At 52.9% G+C, this 24,360-nt stretch carries 39 protein-coding genes; 36 read left to right on the forward strand and 3 right to left on the reverse strand.

Annotated features, from left to right (window positions below; translation table 11 throughout):
• Positions 1 to 2: 2 nt before the first annotated feature.
• The 3 genes from DWW03_RS00995 (at position 3) to DWW03_RS01005 (ending at position 4,076) form a co-directional block, all read left to right on the forward strand.
• Positions 3 to 1,364 (forward strand): lytic transglycosylase domain-containing protein, encoded by a 1,362-nt coding sequence (locus DWW03_RS00995; RefSeq protein ID WP_118406113.1) that lies wholly within the window; start codon positions 3 to 5, stop codon positions 1,362 to 1,364.
• Positions 1,364 to 2,719, forward strand: a complete 1,356-nt coding sequence (gene mnmE / locus DWW03_RS01000; RefSeq protein ID WP_118406114.1) for a tRNA uridine-5-carboxymethylaminomethyl(34) synthesis GTPase MnmE — start codon at positions 1,364 to 1,366, stop codon at positions 2,717 to 2,719. Before DWW03_RS00995 ends, mnmE begins: the two co-directional genes overlap by 1 nt.
• Positions 2,720 to 2,936: 217 nt before the next feature.
• Positions 2,937 to 4,076, forward strand: a complete 1,140-nt coding sequence (locus tag DWW03_RS01005; protein WP_004328754.1) for a site-specific integrase — start codon at positions 2,937 to 2,939, stop codon at positions 4,074 to 4,076.
• A gap of 31 nt (positions 4,077 to 4,107) precedes the next feature.
• On the opposite strand, the gene DWW03_RS01010 is transcribed toward DWW03_RS01005, so the two are convergent.
• The 3 genes from DWW03_RS01010 to DWW03_RS01020 are packed head-to-tail and all read right to left on the reverse strand — an operon-like array spanning position 4,108 to position 5,557.
• On the reverse strand, positions 4,108 to 4,377 hold the full coding sequence (locus tag DWW03_RS01010) for a hypothetical protein (protein ID WP_004328753.1): 270 nt from the start codon (positions 4,375 to 4,377) through the stop codon (positions 4,108 to 4,110).
• Positions 4,374 to 5,204, reverse strand: a complete 831-nt coding sequence (gene dinD / locus DWW03_RS01015) for a DNA damage-inducible protein D (protein WP_004328752.1) — start codon at positions 5,202 to 5,204, stop codon at positions 4,374 to 4,376. Before dinD ends, DWW03_RS01010 begins: the two co-directional genes overlap by 4 nt.
• An 11-nt stretch (positions 5,205 to 5,215) precedes the next feature.
• Positions 5,216 to 5,557: a hypothetical protein gene (locus DWW03_RS01020; RefSeq protein WP_004328751.1), complete on the reverse strand. Its 342-nt coding sequence runs from the start codon at positions 5,555 to 5,557 to the stop codon at positions 5,216 to 5,218.
• A 218-nt stretch (positions 5,558 to 5,775) separates the two neighbouring features.
• Here DWW03_RS01020 and DWW03_RS01025 point away from each other — a divergent pair, with 218 nt between their 5' ends.
• From DWW03_RS01025 to DWW03_RS01180, 33 genes are all read left to right on the forward strand, one after another.
• A complete protein-coding gene (locus DWW03_RS01025) occupies positions 5,776 to 6,021 on the forward strand; it encodes a hypothetical protein (RefSeq protein WP_004328749.1) in 246 nt (81 codons plus the stop codon).
• The gene (locus DWW03_RS01030; protein ID WP_004328748.1) at positions 6,018 to 6,266 is read left to right on the forward strand and encodes a hypothetical protein; all 249 of its coding nucleotides are present in this window, start codon (positions 6,018 to 6,020) and stop codon (positions 6,264 to 6,266) included. Before DWW03_RS01025 ends, DWW03_RS01030 begins: the two co-directional genes overlap by 4 nt.
• Entirely contained in the window at positions 6,257 to 6,529 is a 273-nt protein-coding gene (locus DWW03_RS01035) for a helix-turn-helix domain-containing protein (RefSeq protein WP_004328747.1), read from the forward strand. Before DWW03_RS01030 ends, DWW03_RS01035 begins: the two co-directional genes overlap by 10 nt.
• Before the next feature lie 7 nt (positions 6,530 to 6,536).
• Positions 6,537 to 6,776, forward strand: coding sequence for a helix-turn-helix domain-containing protein (locus DWW03_RS01040; RefSeq protein WP_004328746.1), 240 nt, complete (start codon positions 6,537 to 6,539; stop codon positions 6,774 to 6,776).
• Between the two features lie 18 nt (positions 6,777 to 6,794).
• Positions 6,795 to 8,780, forward strand: coding sequence for an AAA family ATPase (locus DWW03_RS01045; protein ID WP_004328745.1), 1,986 nt, complete (start codon positions 6,795 to 6,797; stop codon positions 8,778 to 8,780).
• 29 nt (positions 8,781 to 8,809) lie between these two features.
• Positions 8,810 to 9,094, forward strand: a complete 285-nt coding sequence (locus DWW03_RS01050) for a hypothetical protein (protein ID WP_118406115.1) — start codon at positions 8,810 to 8,812, stop codon at positions 9,092 to 9,094.
• An 8-nt stretch (positions 9,095 to 9,102) separates the two neighbouring features.
• Complete coding sequence (locus DWW03_RS01055; protein WP_259301967.1) at positions 9,103 to 10,044, forward strand: recombinase RecT; 942 nt, start codon at positions 9,103 to 9,105, stop codon at positions 10,042 to 10,044.
• Between the two features lie 17 nt (positions 10,045 to 10,061).
• Positions 10,062 to 10,799 (forward strand): MBL fold metallo-hydrolase, encoded by a 738-nt coding sequence (locus tag DWW03_RS01060; RefSeq protein WP_118406117.1) that lies wholly within the window; start codon positions 10,062 to 10,064, stop codon positions 10,797 to 10,799.
• A 162-nt stretch (positions 10,800 to 10,961) separates the two neighbouring features.
• A complete protein-coding gene (locus DWW03_RS01070; protein WP_118406119.1) occupies positions 10,962 to 11,744 on the forward strand; it encodes a hypothetical protein in 783 nt (260 codons plus the stop codon).
• Positions 11,745 to 12,500, forward strand: coding sequence for a hypothetical protein (locus tag DWW03_RS01075; RefSeq protein ID WP_118406120.1), 756 nt, complete (start codon positions 11,745 to 11,747; stop codon positions 12,498 to 12,500).
• 7 nt (positions 12,501 to 12,507) lie between these two features.
• Positions 12,508 to 13,083, forward strand: coding sequence for a hypothetical protein (locus tag DWW03_RS01080; protein WP_118406121.1), 576 nt, complete (start codon positions 12,508 to 12,510; stop codon positions 13,081 to 13,083).
• Between the two features lie 110 nt (positions 13,084 to 13,193).
• On the forward strand, positions 13,194 to 13,544 hold the full coding sequence (locus tag DWW03_RS01085; protein WP_004328735.1) for a hypothetical protein: 351 nt from the start codon (positions 13,194 to 13,196) through the stop codon (positions 13,542 to 13,544).
• 202 nt (positions 13,545 to 13,746) lie between these two features.
• On the forward strand, positions 13,747 to 14,034 hold the full coding sequence (locus tag DWW03_RS01090; protein WP_004328734.1) for a hypothetical protein: 288 nt from the start codon (positions 13,747 to 13,749) through the stop codon (positions 14,032 to 14,034).
• 22 nt (positions 14,035 to 14,056) lie between these two features.
• A complete protein-coding gene (locus DWW03_RS01095) occupies positions 14,057 to 14,305 on the forward strand; it encodes a hypothetical protein (RefSeq protein WP_004328733.1) in 249 nt (82 codons plus the stop codon).
• Between the two features lie 2 nt (positions 14,306 to 14,307).
• Complete coding sequence (locus DWW03_RS01100; RefSeq protein WP_004328732.1) at positions 14,308 to 14,568, forward strand: hypothetical protein; 261 nt, start codon at positions 14,308 to 14,310, stop codon at positions 14,566 to 14,568.
• A gap of 6 nt (positions 14,569 to 14,574) precedes the next feature.
• Positions 14,575 to 16,062, forward strand: coding sequence for a DNA cytosine methyltransferase (locus tag DWW03_RS01105; protein ID WP_004328731.1), 1,488 nt, complete (start codon positions 14,575 to 14,577; stop codon positions 16,060 to 16,062).
• 4 nt (positions 16,063 to 16,066) lie between these two features.
• Positions 16,067 to 16,264, forward strand: a complete 198-nt coding sequence (locus DWW03_RS01110; RefSeq protein ID WP_004328730.1) for a hypothetical protein — start codon at positions 16,067 to 16,069, stop codon at positions 16,262 to 16,264.
• A 5-nt stretch (positions 16,265 to 16,269) separates the two neighbouring features.
• Positions 16,270 to 16,719: a hypothetical protein gene (locus tag DWW03_RS01115; RefSeq protein WP_004328729.1), complete on the forward strand. Its 450-nt coding sequence runs from the start codon at positions 16,270 to 16,272 to the stop codon at positions 16,717 to 16,719.
• A gap of 4 nt (positions 16,720 to 16,723) precedes the next feature.
• Positions 16,724 to 16,885, forward strand: coding sequence for a hypothetical protein (locus DWW03_RS16495; protein ID WP_004328728.1), 162 nt, complete (start codon positions 16,724 to 16,726; stop codon positions 16,883 to 16,885).
• 3 nt (positions 16,886 to 16,888) lie between these two features.
• Positions 16,889 to 17,164 carry a hypothetical protein gene (locus DWW03_RS01120; protein ID WP_004328727.1) on the forward strand — a complete coding sequence of 92 codons (276 nt, stop codon included), beginning with the start codon at positions 16,889 to 16,891 and terminating at the stop codon, positions 17,162 to 17,164.
• A complete protein-coding gene (locus DWW03_RS01125) occupies positions 17,161 to 17,472 on the forward strand; it encodes a hypothetical protein (protein ID WP_004328726.1) in 312 nt (103 codons plus the stop codon). The genes DWW03_RS01120 and DWW03_RS01125 overlap by 4 nt, the downstream gene beginning before the upstream one ends.
• 118 nt (positions 17,473 to 17,590) lie before the next feature.
• Positions 17,591 to 18,367 carry a hypothetical protein gene (locus DWW03_RS01130; protein WP_147344280.1) on the forward strand — a complete coding sequence of 259 codons (777 nt, stop codon included), beginning with the start codon at positions 17,591 to 17,593 and terminating at the stop codon, positions 18,365 to 18,367.
• Positions 18,364 to 19,152, forward strand: a complete 789-nt coding sequence (locus DWW03_RS01135) for a DNA-methyltransferase (protein ID WP_004328724.1) — start codon at positions 18,364 to 18,366, stop codon at positions 19,150 to 19,152. The genes DWW03_RS01130 and DWW03_RS01135 overlap by 4 nt, the downstream gene beginning before the upstream one ends.
• Positions 19,149 to 19,637, forward strand: a complete 489-nt coding sequence (locus DWW03_RS01140; protein WP_118406123.1) for a methyltransferase domain-containing protein — start codon at positions 19,149 to 19,151, stop codon at positions 19,635 to 19,637. Before DWW03_RS01135 ends, DWW03_RS01140 begins: the two co-directional genes overlap by 4 nt.
• Positions 19,621 to 19,797, forward strand: a complete 177-nt coding sequence (locus tag DWW03_RS16500) for a hypothetical protein (RefSeq protein WP_181989589.1) — start codon at positions 19,621 to 19,623, stop codon at positions 19,795 to 19,797. Before DWW03_RS01140 ends, DWW03_RS16500 begins: the two co-directional genes overlap by 17 nt.
• A 19-nt stretch (positions 19,798 to 19,816) precedes the next feature.
• Positions 19,817 to 20,101, forward strand: coding sequence for a hypothetical protein (locus DWW03_RS01145; protein ID WP_118406124.1), 285 nt, complete (start codon positions 19,817 to 19,819; stop codon positions 20,099 to 20,101).
• Between the two features lie 18 nt (positions 20,102 to 20,119).
• On the forward strand, positions 20,120 to 20,545 hold the full coding sequence (locus tag DWW03_RS01150; protein ID WP_118406125.1) for a DUF4494 domain-containing protein: 426 nt from the start codon (positions 20,120 to 20,122) through the stop codon (positions 20,543 to 20,545).
• Positions 20,542 to 20,754, forward strand: coding sequence for a hypothetical protein (locus DWW03_RS01155; RefSeq protein ID WP_118406126.1), 213 nt, complete (start codon positions 20,542 to 20,544; stop codon positions 20,752 to 20,754). The genes DWW03_RS01150 and DWW03_RS01155 overlap by 4 nt, the downstream gene beginning before the upstream one ends.
• A gap of 257 nt (positions 20,755 to 21,011) precedes the next feature.
• Entirely contained in the window at positions 21,012 to 21,551 is a 540-nt protein-coding gene (locus DWW03_RS01160; RefSeq protein ID WP_118406127.1) for a hypothetical protein, read from the forward strand.
• Positions 21,552 to 21,566: 15 nt separating this feature from the next.
• Complete coding sequence (locus DWW03_RS01165) at positions 21,567 to 22,238, forward strand: hypothetical protein (RefSeq protein WP_147344281.1); 672 nt, start codon at positions 21,567 to 21,569, stop codon at positions 22,236 to 22,238.
• A gap of 1 nt (position 22,239) precedes the next feature.
• Positions 22,240 to 22,587 (forward strand): VRR-NUC domain-containing protein, encoded by a 348-nt coding sequence (locus DWW03_RS01170; RefSeq protein ID WP_004328717.1) that lies wholly within the window; start codon positions 22,240 to 22,242, stop codon positions 22,585 to 22,587.
• Between the two features lie 81 nt (positions 22,588 to 22,668).
• A complete protein-coding gene (locus DWW03_RS01175) occupies positions 22,669 to 23,283 on the forward strand; it encodes a ParB N-terminal domain-containing protein (RefSeq protein ID WP_004328716.1) in 615 nt (204 codons plus the stop codon).
• Between the two features lie 227 nt (positions 23,284 to 23,510).
• Positions 23,511 to 24,344: a hypothetical protein gene (locus DWW03_RS01180; protein WP_118406129.1), complete on the forward strand. Its 834-nt coding sequence runs from the start codon at positions 23,511 to 23,513 to the stop codon at positions 24,342 to 24,344.
• Positions 24,345 to 24,360 lie beyond the last annotated feature (16 nt).

Genomic DNA, 24,360 nt, shown 5'->3' on the forward strand with positions numbered 1-24,360 from the left:
CGATGAAGAAACTCCTTACCATAGCGCTGCTCCTGGCCGTCGCCGCTTCGGCGTCGGCCCTCGACCGCAGCCCCCGCAAGAAGAAACGCGACAAGAAAGCCAAAACCGAAACCGTCGTCCCGGCGCCCGTTCCCGAGGCCGAACCGGTTCCCGTCCCCGAGCCGGAACCCGCCCCGGCCGAAGAACCCGTCGTCAACGACATGACGCTGGGATTCTCCCCCGAACAGACCGACTCGCTGCTGGCCGCATGGCGCGAACGCCAGCGGCAGGACGCGTTCAGCGAATTTTTCAAACAGTACATCCTGGAGGACTCCACCGAGGTGGCCGACAGCACGCCCGACTCGGTCTACTCCCGGCGGCTGCTCGACCTCGCGTCGCCGATCCAGTTCCCCTACAACAGCATCGTAAAGGGCTACATCAACCGCTACACCAACTCGCGCTACGGCACGATCAGCCGCATCCTCGGCATGTCGCAGTACTACTTCCCGATCATCGAGGAAGAGCTGCTCCGCGAAGGCCTTCCCGTCGAGCTGCGCGCGCTGCCGATCATCGAATCGGCGCTCTCCCCCACGGCGGTGTCGCCGATGGGCGCCGTCGGGCTGTGGCAGTTCATGCCCACGACCGGCAAGAGCTACGGACTCGAAATCAACTCGCTGGTCGACGAACGCCGCGACCCCTACCGCGCCACGCAGGCCGCCTGCCGCTACCTGAAAGACCTCTTCGCCATTTATAACGACTGGTCGCTGGCCATCGCCGCCTACAACTGCGGCCCGGGCAACGTCAACAAAGCGATCGCCCGCTCGGGAGGCAAGAACTTCTGGGAGATTTACGACTACCTGCCCCGCGAGACGCGCGGCTACGTGCCGGCCTTCATCGGCGCGTCGTACGCCTACGCCTACCACCGCCAGCACGGCATCGAGCCGACCGAAGCTCCGATTCCCCTTTCGGTGGACACCGTCCGGATCAACAAACTGATGCATCTGGAGCAGATCTCCTCGACGATCGACCTGCCGATCGAGACCCTGCGCCAGCTCAATCCGCAGTACAAACTCGACATCATCCCGGCCACGACCAAGCCCTACACGCTGGTCCTGCCGCAGCGGTATGTCATGCAATACATCGCTCACGAGCCTGAAATCCAAGCCAAAGACTCGATGTACCTCAAGGAGTACATCAACCCGGCCAACATCGACAAGAAACGCCAGGAGCGCAGCGGATCGGTCTACGTGGTCAAAAAGGGCGACACGCTGGGGGCCATCGCCCGCCGTTACCGCGTGACCACGGCGCAGATCATGCGCTGGAACAAGCTCAAGAGCGCCCACAAACTCCGCATCGGACAACGGCTCCGCATCGAAGGCAGGTAATGAACACCGATCACGATACCATCGTCGCCCCTGCAACCGCCGCCGGAGGGGCTATCGCCGTCATCCGCATCAGCGGCGGAGAAGCCTTCGCCGTCTGCGACCGGATATTCCGGGGCCGGCGGCTGCTCGCCGAGGCAGACGGCTACACGGTGCATTACGGTACGATAGCCGAGGGCGACCGCGTGATCGACGACGTGCTGGCGGCCGTTTTCCGCGCCCCGCACTCCTACACGGGCGAAAACTCGGTCGAAATCTCGTGCCACGGCTCCTCCTACATCGTCTCGGAAATCCTCCGGCTGCTGATTGCCGCGGGAGGACGCATGGCCCAGCCGGGCGAATTCACCATCCGCGCCTACCTGGCCGGGAAACTCGACCTCTCGCAGGCCGAGGCCGTGGCCGACATGATCGCCTCGTCGTCACGCGCCGCGCACGCGCTGGCCTCGACGCAGATGCGCGGCGGATACTCCGAAGAGCTCGAATCGCTGCGCGAAAAACTGCTGAACCTCACCTCGCTGCTGGAACTGGAACTCGACTTCTCGGAGGAGGATGTGGAGTTCGCCGACCGTACGGCGCTGCGCGCGACGATGCAGCGCATCGCTGCGGAGATCGACCGCCTGCGCAGTTCGTTCGCACTGGGCAACGCCATCCGGGAGGGCGTCGCCGTGGCCATCGCCGGAGCGCCGAACGTCGGCAAATCGACGCTGCTCAACCGACTTCTGAACGAGGAGCGGGCCATGGTCTCGGAGATCGCCGGAACCACGCGCGACGTGATCGAGGAGTGCGCCAACATCGGCGGCGTGCTTTTCCGGTTCCTCGACACGGCCGGCATCCGCCCGACCGACGACCGGCTCGAACAAATGGGCATCCAGCGCACGATGTCGAGCATCGAACGGGCGCGGATCGTCATTCATATGGTCGACGCCTCGACGCTCACGGGTCCGGTTCCCGCCCCGGATTTTCCGCTCCGTCCCGGGCAGAAACTCCTGACCGTCGTCAACAAGACCGACAAGGCTCCGGCCGCATGGCGGCTTCCCGAAGGCGTTGTCGGCATTTCTGCCAAACACGGCGAGGGTATCGACGCCCTGTGCGACGCCCTGCGGGAGTCCGTCGACACCGAAGCGCTCTACCACGGTGATCCGGTCGTCTCGAACAGCCGCCATTACGAAGCGCTTTCGGCGGCCCGCGAAGCACTCGGCCAAGCCCTCGACGGTCTCGCCCACGGCCTTCCGACCGACCTTTTGAGCGAAGAAATCCGCCAGGTCATCACCCACCTCAGCGCCATCACGGGCCGCGGCGCCATCGCCCCCGACGAAATCCTGCAAAACATCTTTTCGAAATTCTGCATCGGAAAATAGGTCGTCATTTTTCCAATTAACCAAAACGCCATTTCGCCAGCACATCATCGGCATATAAACAGCAATAACAAAGCTATTTACAGTTTTATCTGCCAAACAAAATTTTCTCATCTCTTTGCTGTACGGATGCAAATAATTTGTTACTTTTGTGTTGCTATTCTGTTACTCGGCCAAAATGAGTAACAGAAGTAACAAAAATCATTCAACGCAAAAGGATATGGCGGAGATCAAAGAACCGATCCGGATCAGGCGCAAGAAGCTGACGAACGGGAACGTCAGCCTCTACCTCGACATCTACCTGAACGGAAAGCGGGAATACGAATTTCTGAAACTGTACCTCATTCCCGAAAAGACAAAAGCCGACAGGGAGGCGAACCGGCAAACCCTCCAACTCGCCAACTCGATCAAGGCACGGCGCATCGTCGAGGTGCAGAACGGCGAGCATGGCTTCAAGTCGGCATACGCCTCCGACACCCTCTTCTTCGACTACTACCGTGCGATGTGCGCCCGGCGGCTCGGAGCGGAGAGTACCGGAAATTGGGGGAATTGGAAATCATGCCTGAAACACCTCCAAAAATACGAGCCGAACGAGCGGATCAGGTTCTCGCAGATCACGCAGGAATGGGTGCAGGGATTTCGGGACTATTTAGAGAAAGATGCGTGCGCGTGGAGCTGCGACGAGCGGGATCGCATCAAGGATCATCCGCTGTCTCGCAATTCACGGGTCAGCTACTTCAATAAACTGCGGGCCTGCCTGAATCAAGCATACGAGGATCGCATCATACCTATCAACCCCATGAGGGGCGTCGAGGGTTTCAAGGCCGAAGAGGGAACACGCATGTACCTGACCATCGAAGAGGTGCAGCGGCTCGCTCAAACAGAATGCGAATATCCGGCCATCAAGCGGGCGTTCCTGTTCTCCTGCCTGACGGGACTGCGCCGCTCCGACGTGATCCGTCTGACATGGGGCGATGTGCATCAGCAGGGAGAGTTCACTCGGATTATCTTCAAACAGAAGAAGACCAGCGGACAGGAATATCTCGACATCCCGCCGCAGGCCGCCGAACTCATGGGCGAGCGCGGCAAGGACGCCGAGCATATCTTCCCCAACATCCACTCTCCGAGTTGCACCAACGAAACGATCAAAAGGTGGGTATTGCGGGCCGGAATCCATAAGGATATAACCTTCCATTGCGGCCGCCACACGTTCGCGGTGATGATGCTCGACCTCGGAACCGATATTTATACGGTCAGCAAGCTACTCGGACATCGGGAGCTATCGACCACGCAGATTTACGCAAAGGTGCTCGACAAGAACAAGCAGGCAGCGGTCGCCAAGATACCCGACATATTCTAACGAAGAAAGGCATCGGTTTCGATGCCTTTTTCTATTGCTGGAACATCATGCCCCGTCCGGTCAGGAGCCATGTCGCGGATATGCCGCAATCCCGAACCAGCGGAACGAGCCATCCGACCTCGAAATAGCCACGATTGCGGTCTTTACGCTGCGTATAGAAATGAGGCGGAGCTATCGAATTATCCCGGCAATATTCGGCGATACTCTTTATCAGCCGATTCTGTACGGCAATGTCGAACGCCGTGAAAAACCGCTCCATAATAGCCAACGTATTGTCGCTGTAAACCCGTCTGCGGCTCATTTCTTCTTCCCCTTGATTAGCGTCTTTTCCTCCGATTTAAGCCGTCGTTCGACTTTCTTCACATCTTCGCCCGCAGGGAGCTGTTCGGGGACGATACCCCGGCTCAAAAGCATATTGCGGACGGCGACGTTGTTATCGACATGCTCCTTTTCTATCGCCATCTGTCCGTGCAAATTCTTCTGCTCGGCATTTACAGAGGTCATTTCGGCGGCAAAATCTTTCGCTTTGATACCGATCGTCGGCAGAAAGTCGGCCAGCGGACGGGAATCGGGTGCACCGAGTTTGCGCTTTACCAATGCTGTATCAAGATGGAACAAAGCCCTATCCCCTTTCGACCGGATAATCGCAAAACCCCGGCTATCGACGCCGCGCTCATACAGGACGCCTGACAGTCGTTTTTCGGTTTCTGCCAGCTTCGCGCGAGCCTGCACCCGTTCGTAATCGAGGATTCTCTGCTGCACCAACTCCGCTCTACGGGTCTGCACAGCGAAATAGTTTTGTGCAAATGCGATCTGCGGCTTGCGGGGATCGCCGTTCTGCGCAATCAGGTAGCAGGCATAGCGGGTCAGCATATAATCATCAATCTCGCGCTGCGCACCTTTGGCAAGTTCGATCATTTTCCCGACGCGGGGAAAATGATCCTCGACATGCTCTCCTGCGTTTACACACGCATCCCGCGCCTTTTCGATTACATTGTAGAATTTTTCCCACTTCGAATAGCCGAGAAGCCCGCAAAGTTCTCGCGCACTCCAACATTCGATCCCCTCATACTCATTGGCGATAGATTCGAACTGCTCGAACAACTCCTTTATCTCTTCTGTTTTCATATATCCGACCTCTATTTATTATTCTTTTCTATAATCCCGATGAGCCGATCCATCTGCTCGTCCTTTTTTTCGAGCAAGGCGATGAATTTCTCCGACAGCGCATTGATCTGATTCGAATCACCCGATACCGCGATACCGTGATCCGTCGCTACCGTATTCCCGCTACCCTCATAGAAATAACAAACACTTTTGTTGGTAACACGGGCAATATCCTCGATCAACCCACTTTTGACATCCTCGGATTTCAGGGCACTATGCAGACGTTGATCCCCATTATGTCCGAGCATCCGCGCAACATCCGCAATTGTGATGCCCTCCGAGCGAAGTATGTCCTTTATCTTCTGTCCTGTCATATATGTTTGTATATCACAATGTTATTCTTATTCAAACGCAAATCCCAATCTATGCCAAATATTTTTCTTTGCAGAAAACAAAGAAATATGTTGGTTATCCAAACAAAAGTATTTATCTTTGCCCTTGCAATACGGGAAGATATTGACGCATCAATAAAATCCGTCGGGTGCAAATATATAAAAATAGTACCTAACAAGTGAATAATTATCGACGAAATATGAGCAGAACAGAGAAAAAATCATTTTTCGACCTCTATGCGGAGCAGAAAAAGAAGCCGACGCCCGCGCAGAATTTCATCGCCGAGATCGCTGCGCTCACGCATCGTTCCGAGAATACGGTCAAGATGTGGCTCTGCGGTCGGCAAGTCCCCGACGAGCTGACGCAGAGTATCATAGCCCGTCGCTACAACCTGAATATAAACGGCCTCTTCCCAAAATCGGAGGTGCAATCCAATGAAATATGAAAGCTCTGCTGAATTGGCGATACTACGTTCTGATGGTCGTCGGTATGATCGCCGTTATCGGGACATTCTCCGTCCCCATAGACGACCAACCGCTCGGAGCATGGCTGCTCGCCCTGATAATCCCGAAGATCATCGGATTCGGGGCTTGGTATCTCATCTTTCGGATGTGCGACTATTGGGACGCTCGCGGGCTGATTCCCGAAATGTCGAAAACGATGCAGGAGGAGGACGACACATGGGAGTAGAGGAAAGATTGGAACGTATCGAGCGGCTTCTACTTCTCGGTTCGAAAGAGGTGCTCAATACCTCGGAGATCGCCCTGTTGCTCGGCATATCCGAAAGCCGCGTGCGGCATTTGACGAGTGCAAAGAAGATTCCGCACTACAAGCAGGGCAACAAAATCTATTTCAGGAAAAAGGAGATCGAAGCATGGCAGCTTCAATCCCGCGTCCCGACCGACGATGAAATCCGCAGCAGGGGCACGACCTACGCCGTAACGCATAAATAGCAGAGATATGAACGACAACCCTAATATTCAGGAATCCGAAAGCCAATGCAAGCGCATACTCGCCTACTTGCTGAACGGCAGCCGGATCACGAGCCTCGAAGCATTGCGGCTCTTCGGGTGCATGAGGCTCGCATCGCGCATCAGCGACCTGCGGAAAAGCCATCCCGAAATCAAATTCAAAGCGACGAGGGTTGAGACGACGACGGGGAAAAGGGTCGCTCAATATTACATCGAGAGTATTCAGTAAACATTCAATTCAACGCAAATGAAAACGGTAATCATTAAAGAAATCAGGCTCCTCAATTTCAAGGGACTGCGTAATCTGACGGTCGAGTTCGACCCCGCGCTCACGGAGATTTACGGGCGCAACGGCATCGGCAAAACTTCGATCTTCGACGGGTTCACATGGCTCCTGTTCGGCAAGAACAGCGAGGACAGAAAACAGTTCGGCATCAAGACCTACGACGAGGCCGGAAACATCATCCCGAAACTCCCGCACGAGGTATCGGCCGTCCTGCTGGTCGATGGCGAGGTCGTAACCCTCTGCCGTCGGTTCAATGAAAAATGGACGAAGAAACGCGGCTCGGCGGTCGAGGAGTTCGTCGGACATGAAGAGGAACGCCTCTACAACAACGTACCCTGCTCGGTCAAGGAGTGGAACGAGAAGATCGCCGCCATCTGTCCCGAACAGGTATTCAAGTTCATCACCAATCCCCTCTACTTCACATCGCAGTCGGTAGATACGCAGCGGTCGATGCTCTTCCGTATGGCCGGAGGTATCACCGACGAGGAGATAGCCGCCGGAAATGCCGATTTTGCGGCCCTCCTTGCCTCGCTCACGGGTAAGACGATGGAGGAATACAAGAAAGAGATCGCCGCGAAAAAACGCCGTCTGAAAACCGAAATCGAGGCCATCCCCGAACGTATCGACGAACGCCGCCGCGATGTGCCGGAGGCGGAGGATTGGGCGGCCCTCGAAGAAGAACTCCGCCAAAAACAAGAGGCACTCGCAAAGGTCGAGGAACAGATTAACGACGCATCGAAAGCCTATGCCGCCGCGAATGAGGAACGGCTTGCAACGGTGCGCAAAATCAGCGACCTGAAAAACGAACGGCTGGCCCTCGAACTCAAAATCAAGGACGAAGTACAGGCCCTCTACCGTTCCGACAAGGCCAAGCAGCGGGCCGCTGCCGAGGATTTGGAGCGGGCGAAGCGCGACAAAGCCGCCGCCGAGCGCGACCTCGCCAATGCCCGCCGAGAGGTAGAGGTATGCACCGATCGCCGCGCCGAGCTTATCAAGCAATGGCAATCAATCAATGCCCGCAAGCTCGTATTCGATGAGAACGAGTTTATTTGCCCGACCTGCAAGCGCCGTTTCGAGATCGAGGAGATCGAGAGCCGCCAGCAGGAGATTACCGAGAACTTCAATCGCCGGAATGCCGCCGACCTCGAAGAGAACAATCGTCGCGGCAAGGAGAACAAACTCCGCATGGAGGAGGTGAATCAATATATCAGCGAAATCGAGGAAAAGATCGCCGAGCAGGTATCTATCATCTCCGAAATCGAAATGAGCGGCATCCTCACGGCAAAACTCATCGAACCCGACGCCACCCCGACCATCGCGGCCAACACCGAGTATATAGCACTCGGAGAACAGATCGCAGAACTCGAAAAGGAAGTTTCGCAGCCCATAGCCGCCACAGAGGATGATTTTTTACGCGAGGGACGCGATTCTCTTACCGTCGGAATCGACGCGCTCAAATCGCGGCTGATGAAGCGCGAACAGATCGAGAAGAATAACCAGCGCATCGCCGAACTCGAAAAGTCTCTCCGGATGCAGTCGGAAGAACTCGCGCAGTTGGAGGGTATCGAGTTCACGATGGCAGCTTTCTCGAAAGCCCGCACGGAGGCCATCGAAAGCAAGATCAACGGGCTGTTCGACTTCGTGAAGTTCCGCCTCTTCGAGACACAGATCAACGGAGGTGAAGTGGAAACGTGCGAAGCAATGGTGAACGGCGTGCCGTTCTCCGATGCCAATACCGCAGGGCAATTCAACGCGGGTATCGACATCATCAACGCGATATGCCGTTTCGAGGGCATTTCCGCCCCGATTTTCGCCGATGGTTCGGAAAGCGTCAATACCCTGCATCCGACACAATCGCAGGTTATCCGCCTGTTCGTATCGCTCGACGACAAGCTCGTCATCAAGCACAACGGAAATCCGGCTCAACCGAAGAGCCTTTTCGACTAATAATCATTCACTTAAAATTCAACGCAATTATGAAAACCGAAGAACAGAAAAGCGCATTTATCCTCCGCGTGGAGGAGATGGTAAAAGAGATCGAAACGCTGATGCAGGAGGGGGGGGGCAATGAGAGGTCTTGCATCCTCCTCGTAAACGAGAAGCCGCAAGACAGCGACATGACGACCCAATGTATAGCGATCATGGGAAGCGGCAAAAGGCTAATCGAAAGCATGGCCGCATTCATCGATCGGCCCAACATGGCAGAAGTCGTGTCTCTCAGTGCAAAACTCGCCGCTCTTAAAAAACTCGCAGAAAATTAACATTCAAAATCAACCTTACAATGAATCAAGCAATCGCAAAGCAGGATCGCCCCGTCGATCTGCTCAAAGCAACAATCAATGCTCCGTCAATACAGGAGCAGTTCAAGAACGCCCTCGGCGAGCACAAGGATACGTTCGTCGCATCGCTCATCGACCTCTATACGGGCGACAAATCCTTGCAGACCTGCAAGCCCTCGGCAATCATCATCGAAGCACTCCGCGCGGCAACCCTCCGCCTACCTCTGAACAAGGCCCTCGGTTTCGCCTACATCGTGGTTTACAACAACTCGGTAAAAGTAACCAACGAGCAGACCGGACGCGAGGAATGGATCAAAGTTCCGACGCCGACGTTCATCCCCGGCTACAAGGGCTATATCCAGCTCGCCATGCGAACGGGGCAGTACCGGACGATCAATGCCGATGTAGTCTATGAGGGCGAAGTCCGCAAGGTGAACAAGCTCACGGGAGAGATCGCTTTCGACGGCGAAAAGACCTCCGACAAGATCATCGGCTACTTCTGCTATTTCGAGCTGCTCAACGGCTTTTCCAAGACGCTCTATGTAACCGTCGAGGATATGGCCGCCTACGCCAAGCGGTATTCTCCCTCCGTGAAGAAAGAGACGACCGTCGCGCAGCTCATCGCCAAAGCCAACGACGGCATCATCGGCAAGAAAGTCGGATGGGAGGGCAACTTCAACGACATGGCTCTGAAAACGGTGATTCGCCGCCTGCTGTCGAAATACGGCTATCTCTCCGTCGAGATGCAGAACGCGATGGCTCACGATGTCGAGGATGAGGCCATGTCCAACCGCAACGACGCACTCGATAATGCCGCAGCGCAGACGGTCGATCTCTCGGCAACGGAATACGAGGAGGTCGATACGGAAACGGGGGAAGTCAAGGAAACCGGATCGGAGCAGGCCGCACCCGCTCCTGCACCTGAATACTGATCTGACGGCACGAGAGTATGATCTTGAAATGTTTGGGGAGTTCATCACGGGGCAACTGCTACATCCTCGAAGCAGCCGATGAAACTTTGATCGTCGAGGCGGGAATACCGATGCGCGACATCAAAAAGGGTCTCGGCTGGCAGCTCGGCAAGGTGGTAGGATGCCTCGTATCTCACCGACACGAAGATCATGCAAGGTCGTTGAACGACCTTCTCACCTGCGGCATCCGCGTACTGGCTCTCGCCGATGTATTCGACGCCGCCAATCCGAGAAATCGCGTATTCTGCAAGATAATCGAACCGATGCACGGCTACAAAGTGGGAGGCTTCAAGGTCTTCGTACTGCCGGTCGTCCACGATGTGCCATGCGTCGGGTTCGTCATCGAGCATCAGGAGATGGGACGCCTGCTCTTTATCACCGATACGATGATGTTCGAGTACCGGCTTGCCGACCTGAATCACGTAATGATCGAGGCGAACTACTCCGATGCGATCTTACAGCAGAATATCGACCGAGGGTTTATGTCTCCCGCCATGCGGGGGCGGCTGCTGGGTTCGCACATGGAATTGCAGACGACGAAAGAGATTTTGCGGACGACCGATCTATCGGCGGCAAATGAGGTGATTTTACTGCATCTCTCCGACGGCAATAGCAATGCCAAAGGATTTGCCGAAGAAGTGCGGCAAATCGCCGGAAAACCGGCATATATCGCCCGTGCAGGATTGGAGGTCAATCTCGATAAACTCCCATACTGAATGCTGATATGCGACCTGTGCCTAACGATATAGTTTCAACGCTGATCCGCTGCCTGCCGCAGATACTCGAAAATGTGCAGATAGACAGCGGGAATACGCGGCTCATCAATGCCGTAAGACTGACAAAAAGGATTATTCCACGATTGCAAAAAATCGAATGCAATGCTGATAGTAAAGCAGGACAAGACCCGCAAGGAGGAAGAGGGACAGATATTCGTCGAACTCACGATTTACCGTGATGTCAGGAATATCGCAGACTGCAACCGCCTCGGATATTGGTGCGACAAAGCGCATCTGTCGCACTTCATCATGGAATGCGCGAAATGTTTTACGCAAGACGAATTAAAAAACATACTGAAAATGAACGGAAACAATATTTACATCGAGAAAAACAACCTGCTCGATGCCTACAAGAAAGGCAATGCCGATAACAAGAAGATGCTCGAAAATCTCTTCGGCAAGGAGATGTTCCGCCCGAAAAACATCATGGAGCGCATCAAGACCTTCGATGACGCATTCAAGGAACTCGGCGAGAACCATCCGCTCGTAAAAGAATACCACAAACGGCATCTGTTCCTCGAAGACGATTCGGATATTAGCTCCGATCTCGTAGCCTACCTCAAACTCCGCATCATTACTGCCGCTCTCAACGAGGGTTGGACACCGCAGTTCACCGAGGACGAATACCGCTACTTCCCGTGGTTTTGGCTCTACACCAAGGAGGAGATCGCCAAGATGGACAAGGAGGAGCGCAAGAAAGTTGTCCTGTTCGGCGGTGCTGCGACTAACGGCTCGGCTGCCGGTTTTGCGTCTGCGCATTCGGATCGCGCGCCCTCGTATACGGCTGCGCTGATCGGGTCTCGCCTTTGCTTCAAATCGTCCGCGCTGGCGAAATACGCAGGTGAACAATTCGCTGAAATCTACTTTGCTTTCGTGGGGAAATAGATGATGGGAGGATGGATAAAAATATATCAAACCATTCGGGAGCATTGGATATGGAATGATCCGCGAAAATTGAAGTGGTGGATCGACCTGCTGATGCTCGCCGAATGGAGAGATAGCAAACGCCTTGTTGGATCAGACCTCGTAACCATCAAACGGGGGCAATTGATCGCATCCGTCCACTATCTCCGCGAGCGGTGGGCATACAAAGATGACAACGGGGTGCAGCGCAAGCCGTCCGAGCATACCATCCTCAAATTTCTATCTCTCCTCGAAGCAGATCAGATGATAAGCCGCGCGAAACACCCTGCCACCCGTGCAACGATGATTACAATAGTTAATTACGATGATTACCAGCAGAATAGCGTAGCAGGATGCAACGAGGGCAGCAACGACCCCTGCAACGACGGGTGCAACGATCCCTGCACAGAAGATAAGAATAATAAGAATATAAAAGACAATAGAGAGGGGAAAAGTGGAAAAAGCGAAAAACGCTTTTCCCCGCCCTCTATCGAGGAGGTTGATTCTTATATCAGGGAAAAGGGGTACACGGTGGATGCCGAGCGATTCGTGAACTTCTACGAGAGCAAGGGATGGTATGTCGGCAAAAACAAGATGAAAAACTGGCGTGCGGCGGTGGCAACATGGCAAAAAGAAGACAACAAACGAAATGGGATCAATCAACAAAGATCATGTGATAAACGTCGAGGGACTGAGGCGACAGCTACTCGCCCGGAAGACTACGAGGGGAAATTTTAAGTGGTCGGTGAGCTTGAAGCAGGCAGCGGACATTCTGCTGGCAGCATATCAGGCGGAAGTCGAATACCGCCACCGCAGGTTCATCGAGGACGAGGCGACCAAAACCAACATCGAACGGCTGGCCGCATTCCTGATCCGCAACGATGCCAAGTTCGGGGTAATGCTCTGCGGCGTACCCGGCAATGGCAAAACGACCCTCCTGTATGCCTTTCAGTCGGCGGTGAATTGGCTCAACGACATAGGGCATTTCGAGGGCAAACGGGCCGGTATTCGGATCGTCGATGCAAAGGAGGTAGTTATGCTCGCAAAGGATTTCGAGGCATTCCGTAACCTACGCAATATGCCGATGATCGCCATTGAGGACATGGGGCGCGAACCGATAGAGGTTCTCGACTATGGGAACATCCTCAATCCGGTTGTCGATATGCTCGAATATCGCTACAACATGCAGCTCTTCACGTTCATCACGACCAATCTCACGAAATCGCAAATCCGCGAGAAGTACGGCAACCGCATCGCAGACCGATTCAACGAGATGCTCGAAGTCATCATTTTCAAGAATGAGACCTATCGGGACAAATGAAATTAAGGCGATTTGCCGCGAGTTTCAGGTAACGGCGATAAGATGGTCGGATAATCCGAAATAATGCGGCATATCGCAGAAAACAGAGCAAAGACACAAAATTCAACGCAATGGGGACAGAAGTAAAATTAAAACGGGAGGCAATCGAGCGACGCATCGCCGAATTGGAGGGCAAGATGCCCGACATCCAAGCCTCCAAAGAGGGAGCCGAAGCGCGGGCAACGATCCGCAGGCTGAAAGCGCGGCTCAAAACCTATCCGCAAGAGCCGAAAAAGCGGATTTACAAAGTCAAGGCCCGATTCATTTTCGACGGCGTTTTCGAGATTCGCGCCCACACTCGCAAAGAGGCCGTGCAGATGGCAAAAATCGGATGCGGGATGAACATCGGAGAAATCCACACCTGCTACGGGACTGACGTAGATTGGGAATTTGATTGCAAACCGGATAAAATCGTGAAATAACCGATACCATGACACAAGACGAATTTGACGCACTACGATTTTGCGCAGGCATGATCGCAGAATACAGAGGAAGCTGGTATAAAGTCATATCATGCAACTTTCCCGAACGCTTATTTGCCTTATGCGATGACAGCGGAATTGATGCAGACGACCCGATGTGGGTGCGTTGCGAAAATGTTTCACAAGTAAGATATAGTTAATCATGATTCACATAGGAGCTATCAGGAAAATATTTCGCGGCTGGCGCATCCTCATCTGCGCATGGGTGGACGACAATAGCCCGCTGAAATCGCAGTTTTTCATGCTCTTTCGCGGCGATAACGGGAAAGAGTACATCAGGATCGGAAAGGGGTACGACCCCAAGACAGACACCTACCCACGCATGGTCGTTACGCGCTGGTCGATCATCCGGTATGTCGGGGAACGCCATTGGGAGAAATCCTTTGTGTGGTTCGGCCTCGGTAAATTCATGGACGGCAGGGATATGTAATAATCAATAATTCAACGCAACTATGAAAGAGAATAAAATCAGTATCGAAATCACCGCTGACGGTTGGAAAACCGATGTAACGATCAACGGCAAAACCTATTCCGAACGGCATATCGGACATTATGGCAGCTCGGAGTGCGTCGAGGGGAACTTTGAAGAAGATGATGAAATCCCCGAATCAATCTACGATGCGCTCAACGACTTTTTCTGCTTCGGCTGCCAACAGGCATTGGCGCAGTTTGAAATTGAAGAGGGAATCGAGGAGGAATAGTCATGGAGATCAAACCAAAATTTCAGTTCGTCGAGGGTAGTTTCGATACCCAACGGGTAAAACTACTCTGCATACCGGATGATAATCACGGACGGGTCGATCTCTGCATCAAAGACCCCGACTGCGGATGGAATATCCCTATCGGCCAAATAAAGCTATTCAGCCGCGATTTGTACCGCGACTTCAAAGAAACACTACCCGACGCTACGAAACTCGGAGAAGAGATCGCACGTCGATGGAATGAATGCGAAACCAAAAAATAAGGCGATATGAAACTGCTATACATCGACTTATTCTGCGGAGCTGGCGGAACCTCTACCGGCGTTGAGAACGCTCGCCATGATGGACGGCAATGTGCAAAGGTCATCGGGTGCGTAAACCATGATGCAAATGCGATTGCCTCTCATGCCGCTAATCATCCCGACGCGCTGCACTTCACGGAGGATATTCGCACGCTGGAACTCTCGCCGCTGACAGCTCATATCGCCGAAATGCGGCGGCAATATCCCGATGCGTTCGTCGTCTTGTGGGCCAGTCTCGAATGTACGAATTTCAGCAAGGCCAAAGGCGGCCAGCCCCGCGATGCCGACAGCCGGACGCTGGCCGAGCATCTCTTCCGATACATCGAGGCTATCAACCCCGACTACATTCAGATCGAGAACGTCGAGGAGTTCATGTCATGGGGCGACCTCGACGAGAACGGCAAGCCGATCAGTAAAGATGCAGGACGGCTGTATCAGCAATGGGTGTCGAATGTCTGCGGCTACGGTTATCGGTTCGCGCATCGGATTCTAAACTCGGCCGATTACGGGGCATACACCACTCGTCGCCGATTCTTCGGCATCTTCGCCAAAGAGAGCCTCCCGATAGTGTTCCCCGAACCGACGCACAGCAAGGACGGCGCAACGGGATTATTCGGTCGGACGCAACGCTGGAAGCCCGTGCGCGAGGTGCTGGACTTTTCCGATGAGGGCGAAAGTATTTTCGGGCGCAAGAAACCGCTCGTCGATGCGACCCTCGAACGCATCTACGCGGGTCTCATCAAGTTTGTTGCAGGCGGCAAAGAGGCATTCTTGGTGAAATGGAACTCGATGAGTCAAACCGGGAAATACCACGCACCGAGCATCGACGAACCTTGCCCGACCGTTGCAACGCAGAATAGGCTCGGCATTGCGCAGGTCAATTTCCTTTCCAAGCATTACGGAGGCAGTCCGGAGGGCAAATGCGTTTCGGTCGAAGAGCCTGCGGGGACAATAACGACATGGGATCATCACTCGTTCATCACGGCATATTACGGGAACGGGCATAACCACTCCATCGACGCACCCGCGCCGACGCTGACCACAAGGGATAGGCTCGCGTTCGTGGATATGCAGTACGGGAACGGAGCGCCCTGCGACATCGAAAGCCCTGCACCGACGGTTACAACCAATCCGAAACTCCAGCTCGTAACCTGCCGAATGGAGCAGCAAGAAAGCACAACCACAATAACCTCTGACGACAGTCCGGCGATGGCAAAAATCAAGCGATTCATGGCGTTGTACGGCATCGTCGATATAAAGATGCGGATGCTCCGCATTCCCGAATTGAAACGGATCATGGGCTTTCCCCCCGATTACGTTCTCGTCGGGACACAGGCCGATCAAAAGAAATTCATCGGTAACGCGGTCGAGGTCAATATGGCGCGGGTTCTCTGCGAGGCCCTTTGTGCCCGATTAATTGAGGGCGATTGGCGTCCGATACAAATAGCAGCATAATACTATGGCAAAGAGAATTATAACCGCAATCCTTAATCACGACATGGACTTCCTGATTCATTTTCAGAGAAACGTGATTAAAAACTGCTCCGTAGAGGGGATTGATCCTCGTATGCTTTCGGCAATGCGGGATATTCTACACATCCTCGAAGCGGTAAAAGAAATCGGAATTTTAACAGAACTACCCAACAAAGAAAGCTAATAACCATGATTGAACCTCAAATCTTATACGGCGTTACATGCGACCGTTGCGGGGAGACCCTCATCAATAGCAATGACAATAGTGCTTGGTATGACCGCAGCACAGCGGAAGAAGAAGCATCCGAGGAGGATTGGCACTCGGTAAGCAGTCATCATTATTGCCCGAACTGCTATCGGGAAGATGACGACGGTAATCGAACTATTAAAGCACCATTTCCCTACTATGTGCAGAAAATCAACCGATTCATGAATCGTATAGCGAAATCCTACCCATGCCGCATTGTCGAGGAAGACGATCATTTCGCTCTTCATGGAAACACACAGGATGGCAAGCAGCTCGCTCCATGCGACGAAGAATGGGTACGATCCTACGCCGCCGACAAACTCCTCGGTATTCAGATGATCGACAAAGGATGCGCGAATGCCGAATATATCATCCGATTACGCAAAGAATAGAACCATGAAAATCAACAGACAAATAAACGAATGTCATTGCTACAACTGCCGAAAATACGAAGAATGCCAAACCAAAGGCGTATTCGACGATGATCCGGGCTTCGACTTCTGCGTGAACTATGAGGATGTGAGCTATCCCGATGACGATAACGATGAAAACGATTGAGCCATGAAAAGCGAAAAAGCAAAGGAATACATTACACATGCCACGTGTACGGCACAAGAGTATGCTGAAAGATTCGGAGGGCGCGAGTTGGTCGTGTCAAGATGGGATGTGTCTACCGCTATCGAACTTGCCGAGCAGGATGCCGAGATGCGAATGCGTGAGAAAGCGATTAAAGCGTATTGCAGCGAATGTGCATGCTATGAAACGGGGGCCTGCGCATTAGACCCCGACAAATGTGCGACAAAACTACTTTTTGTCCAAAACATGACCGAGGAATGAAAAGTCAGAAAGCAAAAGAATTTATAGACGGGTGCATGGCTCATCTCACAGTAGAGATGAGCGACCACGCCAAATGGCAGCTCCGGGCGGCAATGACCCATGCGGCCGAACTCGCCGAGCAAGAAATGGAGGGATTCTACACCTGCTGGATCGACCCGAAAGACTTCATGCCCGAAGCGAATAAGAATGTCCTCGTAAAATGTTCCAGCGGGGAGATTCAGACCGATTTCTATGCGCCTGAATTGGGCGGATTCTTCATCGAACACTCAACCCACGCCAAAGTCACCGGCTGGCGCGAAATGATGTAGCGATATGGGAATGCGAGGGACACGGGGAGGAACCCCGACCAAACCGAAACACACCGAGGAGAGCATCCAGCAGGCGTTGTATTGGAATCATCCAATTCTGACAAAACCCGCTTTCGAGATGGTCGGCTTCATCTTCTATGCGTGGGAATCCGATTATTTGGCAATCTCCAAAGCCGGATACGTGTACGAGTGCGAGATCAAGATCAGCCACTCGGATTTCCTGAATGAGGCAGCCCACAAGCAGGAGAAAATGCGATTACTGGGAGGAGAGGATATGACGGTCGCAAAATACCACAGCTACGACAAATACGGTATAGAGTGCGGCAAGGAACCGATGCAGAAGCCTAACTACTTTTGGTATGTCTGTCCGGAGGGAATCATCTCCGAGGCTGAATGCCCGAAGTTCGCAGGGCTGATGTATATCACCGATTCGGGCACATTCCGCTGCATCAAGTCCGCTCCATGCCTCCACAAGGCCAAGTACGACACGCAGGCCGATTTGCTCCGGCGGGATATGCGGGATAAGTTCTACTATGCAATGTGGAATTGGATTCGTCGCTATTGGCGCAATGTCGGCAAGGCGAAAGATATTGCCCCGCAGACCGCTGCCGCATACGAGCAGGCATTGGATAAGCAAGCCGAAGAAGTTGCCGACCTGAAATATCGGCTTTCTTCTCTGACGCAATGGCGCGACATTCAGGCCGACCCGAAATGGGGATTTGCCACCGATGACGCCATAGATGAGATATTTCGCAATCTGCCGCGCCTTGTCAGGGACAAGCGGGACGGGTGCATCGAACTCATCGACTACGATAATGCCGCCGAATGGCGCGGCGATTTAGAGCGCAAACCGAGCCTCTACCAATGGCTACCAATTAACGGAAATACACTATGAAAGACATAGAATTATTCAACGATCATTTTCAAAATTTCAAGGCATACGGCATCCCCAAAGCGCAGCTTATCATCGCCGATGTGCCGTATAACCTCGGTGCGAATGCCTATGCCAGCAATCCGGCATGGTATGTTGATGGCGACAATAAGAACGGCGAGAGCGCACTCGCAGGCAAGCAGTTTTTCGACACCGACAAGGATTTCCGGCCTGCGGAGTTCATGCACTTTTGTAGTCAGATGCTTCGCAAGGATAAGCCTATAAAAGAGGAGAAATCCGAGGGGGGGGGAAGATCGAAAGGAGGTGCGGCCTGTATGATCCTTTTCTGTCCTTTCGAGCAGATGCACTATTATATCGAACTCGGACAACGATATGGACTGAAACGCTACATCCCGCTCGTATTCCGCAAGGATTTCTCCGCGCAGGTACTCAAAGCCAACATGAAAGTCGTCGGCAACTGCGAATACGGATTGATTCTCTACCGCGACCGCCTGCCGAAATTCAACAATGACGGGAGGATGATATTCAACTGCTTCGATTGGGTACGCGATACAGATACGCCGAAGATCCACCCGACGCAGAAACCCGTTCCCCTGCTGGAACGCCTGATCGAGATATTCACCGACAAAGGGGATGTAGTCATCGACCCGTGCGCAGGAAGCGGAACAACCCTGCTCGCGGCTGCTAATATGGGCCGAAAAGCATACGGATTCGAGATCAAAAAGGATTTCTGTGCCGAGGCAAGAGTAAAGGTATTACCAAGAATTTCAAAATCGCTATTCGTATGAAAAAGATTTTGGATGCTTGCTGCGGCAGTCGGATGTGCTGGTTCGACAAAGACAACCCCGATACGGTCTTCATGGACTGCCGCAGCGAGGAACATACCCTTTGCGATGGGCGCAGATTGGAGATCAGGCCTGATGTCGTCGGAGACTTCCGCAAGATGCCGTTTCCCGATAATTCGTTCTATCTCGTCCTGTTCGATCCTCCGCATCTGAATAACCTCGGCGAATCGTCATGGCTGGCGAAAAAATACGGTCGCCTCCTCCCCTCATGGGAGGATGATATTCGGCAAGGATTCGAGGAATGTATGCGTGTTCTCAAACCGACCGGAACGCTCATCTTCAAATGGAATGAGCAGCAGATACCCACCGCGCGGATCATCGAGATCATCGGACAAAAGCCCCTATTCGGACATACGTCCGGCAAAGGCGGCAAAACGATATGGATGTGTTTCTTAAAAAACGAGAAATCGAATGAAACGTACCTATGAGATTCAGGTCTGCATCCCGTCCGGCTGTCGGCTGGTTGGATGCAAAACTGACGGAGATATTGCCGTCGCAATCTTTGAAGATGTCAGCGGCCCCGAAATCCGGCAAATCGGATTCATCCGAGAGCCTACGGGAGAGATCGAAGATGAAGATAATGAATAACTCACAAAACGAATAAAACATGACGAGACCCTGCAAATGCGGCGAATGCGCCTTTTTCAAGAATGAAGATGCAAACGGCTACGGACATTGCATCATCACTCTGAATCAATACCGATGCGACGACCTCTGCAAATTCAAAGAGGATCATATGTCGGACGTGGAAACCCTACGAGCACTACATCATTACCAAAAATGGAGGCGCGGCGGGAACGGGAGGCCGCCGCATCCCTTTGTCATCGGTCAAACGATAGACAATGCGATCCGCACTTTGCGCCGCATCACCAAAGATACCCCTAAATTTTAACCCAAAACATCTATCATCATGTGGTTTACAACAAAAGTTCGTTATGAAAAGACGAGAGAAAACGGTTCTCTGAAAGCCATCTCGGAGCCGTATTTGGTCGATGCCCTCTCATTCACGGAGGCAGAGGCCCGCATCACCAACGAGATGATGCCCTATACGTCGGGAGCATTCTCGGTATCGGCCGTGAAGCGCAGCAACATCTCGGAAATCTTTTGGGATGAGAACGGCGATCACTTCTACAAGGCCAAGATCAACCTCATCACGCTCGACGAAAATACGGGCGCAGAGCGCAAGAAAGCGATCTATATCCTCGTACAGGCATCCGACCTGAATCAAGCCGCCAAGAACCTCGCCGAGGGTATGAGAGGTACAGTATCGGATTATGAGGTCGCCTCCATCGTCAAGACCCCGATTGTCGATGCCTATAAAATCGCCGAGAAATGAACGCGCGGCAATTCTTCGACAAAGTAGCTCTCATGCGGAAGCTGCAAAAGGAGTATTTCCGCACTCGGTCGAAAACCGCGCTCAATCAGAGTAAGGCGGTCGAGCGGGAAGTCGATGCCGAGATTGCGCGGGTGCATGACGCGCTCGGCACTCCGGCGACCAAGCAACCCGAACAACGGAACATATTTGAGGAGGGCGCATCATGGTAGGGCTGGCAGAGGTATTCATGGATTTGGAGCGGGTCATAAATTCCCTGATCTCATGGGTATATCAACGCCCACAATGCGGATGGGGTTATATCGAAACCCGCCGCCCCTGCAAAGGTTATCCGAAGAGACCATTTTGGCAGCGAATACGCTCGAATCCAATGCGACGCAATTACCATTAAGGCCGACGGCAGATAATGCAAAATACCCGCATTTCTGCGCGAAACAGCATAATGAATTAAAAATCACAAATACCTAAAATGAAACGAATAGAATTTGGTGCAGGACAAGGGCTTGATGCGGCATATCAGGACTTGCAAAAGAACGCTCCGTGTTACGGAGAGTTCAACGGTCGCACCCTATACTCGACTGATAGCCTCGATGATATTTATATCAAGATTACGAGAAAAACAAAGCAGGAATTTGATGAATATCTCCGCCAAGAACGGGAAGACTACGAAAGGAAAGAGGCCGAATTTAAGGCCCGTATTCCCAAATTGACAGAGGAATATCGGGAACGCGCAAGAGGCATCATCCCGCAGGAACATTTGGAGTTTTGGAATAAGATTGTCCCTATCCGATTGCAAGACCTGTATCATGGGATGGAACTCGATTGCTGGCTCGACCTGATTGCCGTTCTCAATGATGAGAGTAAAAGCAAGGAAGATCGGATGAAAGAGGGGTTGCAAATGTTCATCAATCAAGGGCATAGCGGCATGAGTGCAGGGCTGGTATTATCCGGTCTTTGCAGATTTCACGCTCTTGGTCGAGAACTGGCCGAATACATTCAAAACAATTAGCGGAAAGCAAAGCCTATGAATTACAATCACGATATAGCTCATTGCAGCGGCTACCTATGTCTGTTGAGCGACCAATGCCGGAGGTACTATCTCTTCCGCGAATGGGAACAGCGCAAATTGCCGCCCGCCCCTTTCACGGGGGCATGTTATGACCTCGAAACAAAAACCTGTCCGTGTTTCCTGCCGATGACGGACGAAGAATATCAGAACGCAGAAATGAAAAAGAAGAAAATCGTCATCACCTTGTCGCGGGTGTTCCCGACGACGCATAGCCAGAAAGGTCAGCCGACCGGCTTCAAGGAAAAGCTCGCATCAGGCTGTAAGTTGCATACCATCCGAGGCAATTTCGACCAATGGAACGCCATCGCGGAGAAGATGCAACGGGGCGGCTATTGCCTCTCGATCCGCCAATGGTCGGAACGTCCGTACAACTCGCCGCAGGTAGAGATTGCCAGCCTCGACCAGCCTATCGGCATTCAGCGGATAGAGCTGCATTATCATAGCGAAAACGATACGATCACGGCCCGCATCGACGGTCGAGAATGGATCGACGCGGACTGCTATGAAATCGCCAAAAACGACGGACTGAATACAACCGACTTCAAAGAGTGGTTCTTCGGCCGACACCCGAAAGGGGATAAAGTTTTTCACGGCGTCATCATCCATTTCACGGATTTTCGGTATTGATATGAGGCATCAGGAAAGCATCATCCAGCAGACCTGCGTCCGTTGGTTCCGAATGAAATACCCGCAGCTTGCCTTGCTCCTCTTCGCCGTCCCGAACGGCGGGGCACGGCTTCGATCCGAGGCGGCGATCATGAAAGCGGAGGGAACGATGAAAGGCGTCGCCGACCTCCTGCTCCTGTTCCCGGCAAAGCGGTTTCACGGCTTATGTATTGAGATGAAGACCCCGACGGGCCGACAGCAACCATCGCAAAAGGCATGGCAGGAGCGGGCGGAATGGGCCGGATACAAGTATGTCATATGCCGCTCTTTTGACGAGTTCATGGCCGAAATCGACGCTTATTTGAAGTAAACTTCATTTTTTTGCCTTAATAACTACCTATTAGGTACTATTTTTATACCTTTGTGGTATCTATCTTAAAAATGAACAGTTATGAGTAAAGAGAACAAGCCTCTGAAAGCCATCGACGCCGATTTCGTCTCGCTGGAATTGGATCGGTTGGAGCTGAACGAGGGTCAGCTCGACGGCCTCCCCGCGAATCCCCGCGAGATATTGGAGACGAAGCTCGACCTCCTGAAAAAGGATATTCAGGCATACCCCGAACTGATGAAATACCGTATGCTGCTGGTATATCCGCTCGACAACGGCAAGTATATCATCATCGGCGGCAATATGCGCTATCGAGCCATGCTCGACCTCGGCTACAAGGATGCCCCGTGCGTCATCATCCCGAAAGAAACCTCCATTGAAAAGCTGAAAGCCTACACGATTCTCGATAACTCCGGCTTCGGTCGGTGGGAGTGGTCGATGCTGGCGAACGAATGGGACGCCGATGCTTTGGCCGCATGGGGCCTCGATCTGCCGATGAATGAAAGCGAGATCGACGTAGATAGCTTTTTCGACAAGCTTGACAAGGAGGCCGAGAAAGACAAGGGCGAGAAGATCACCGTCTCGATTCCCGATGAGTATGCCGACCAAAAGGAGGAGATCAAATCCCGTATCGAGGCAACGCTCATGGGCGAGTTCGAGGGCATCAAGATCAAGTGATGAAAATCCATCTCGCAGGCAACAATCCCTATCCGGGCATAATCCTGATCCGCTTGTATGAGAGCTGGATCGGCGAACGTCTCGGAAAATTCGGGGGGGGGTATTTAACGACCTGTATTTCAGAGTATTTGAATAGAATACCTCTTAAAGAGATTAACAAGGATGCTATGAGGATATTTCTTGCCGGAGGAATTTCAGGCAACCTCCGCGAATTTTGGCAAAAGGTTATGAAAGTTTACTGTGCATCGCCCAACAGCCGCAAAGAAGTCATCGAAGCGATGAACAGCTTTCTCGCGGGCGACAAGGACAAAATAATGCGGGAATCCATCTACGGAGCGGACTTCTTCGTCGGGGACGGGGATAGCACCCTATCAGGTATCAATGTCCTCGAAAGCTACTACTACCTGCGGAAAAACGAGGATTTCATGCCTCTCGTCAAGCATTTCGGGTCATTCCTGCTCGATAGCGGGGCATATACGTTCATGGCCGGTTCCCACAAAGGCGGCTGCGATTGGGATGCCTATGTATCGGAGTATGCCGACTTCATCAACCGCTTCGACGTAAAGCTCTTTTTCGAGCTGGATATTGACAGCGTCGTCGGGTTGGCGGAAGTCGAGCGGTTGCGGCACAAACTCGAAAGGATGACGGGCAAGAAGCCGATCCCCGTATGGCACAAGAACCGAGGCAAGGAGTATTTCGTCAAGATGTGCGAGGAATACCCCTATGTCGCCATCGGAGGCATTGTAACCAAAGAAATCCCCCGTAAAGTCTATGAAACGGCGTTTCCGTGGTTCATCAACACCGCCCACAAGCACAAGGCGAAAATTCACGGGCTGGGATATACCACCGTCGCCAACCTGCAAAAGTATCGGTTCGATTCGGTCGATAGCACCGCATGGCTCTACGGCAATCGCGGCGGCTACATCTGCAAGTTCAACCCGCGCACCGGATTGATGGAGCAGATGAGCAAAGAGGGATGCAGGCTCAAATCGAGAGAGGGCGCGGTAAACAACTTCAACGAGTGGGTCAAGCTCAGCCGATACGCCGAAAAATTCCTGTAATTCCGATTCTTACTTA

The sequence above is a fragment of the Alistipes sp. AF14-19 genome, assembly GCF_003461645.1.
In the GTDB taxonomy this organism is placed as follows: Bacteria; Bacteroidota; Bacteroidia; order Bacteroidales; family Rikenellaceae; genus Alistipes; species Alistipes shahii.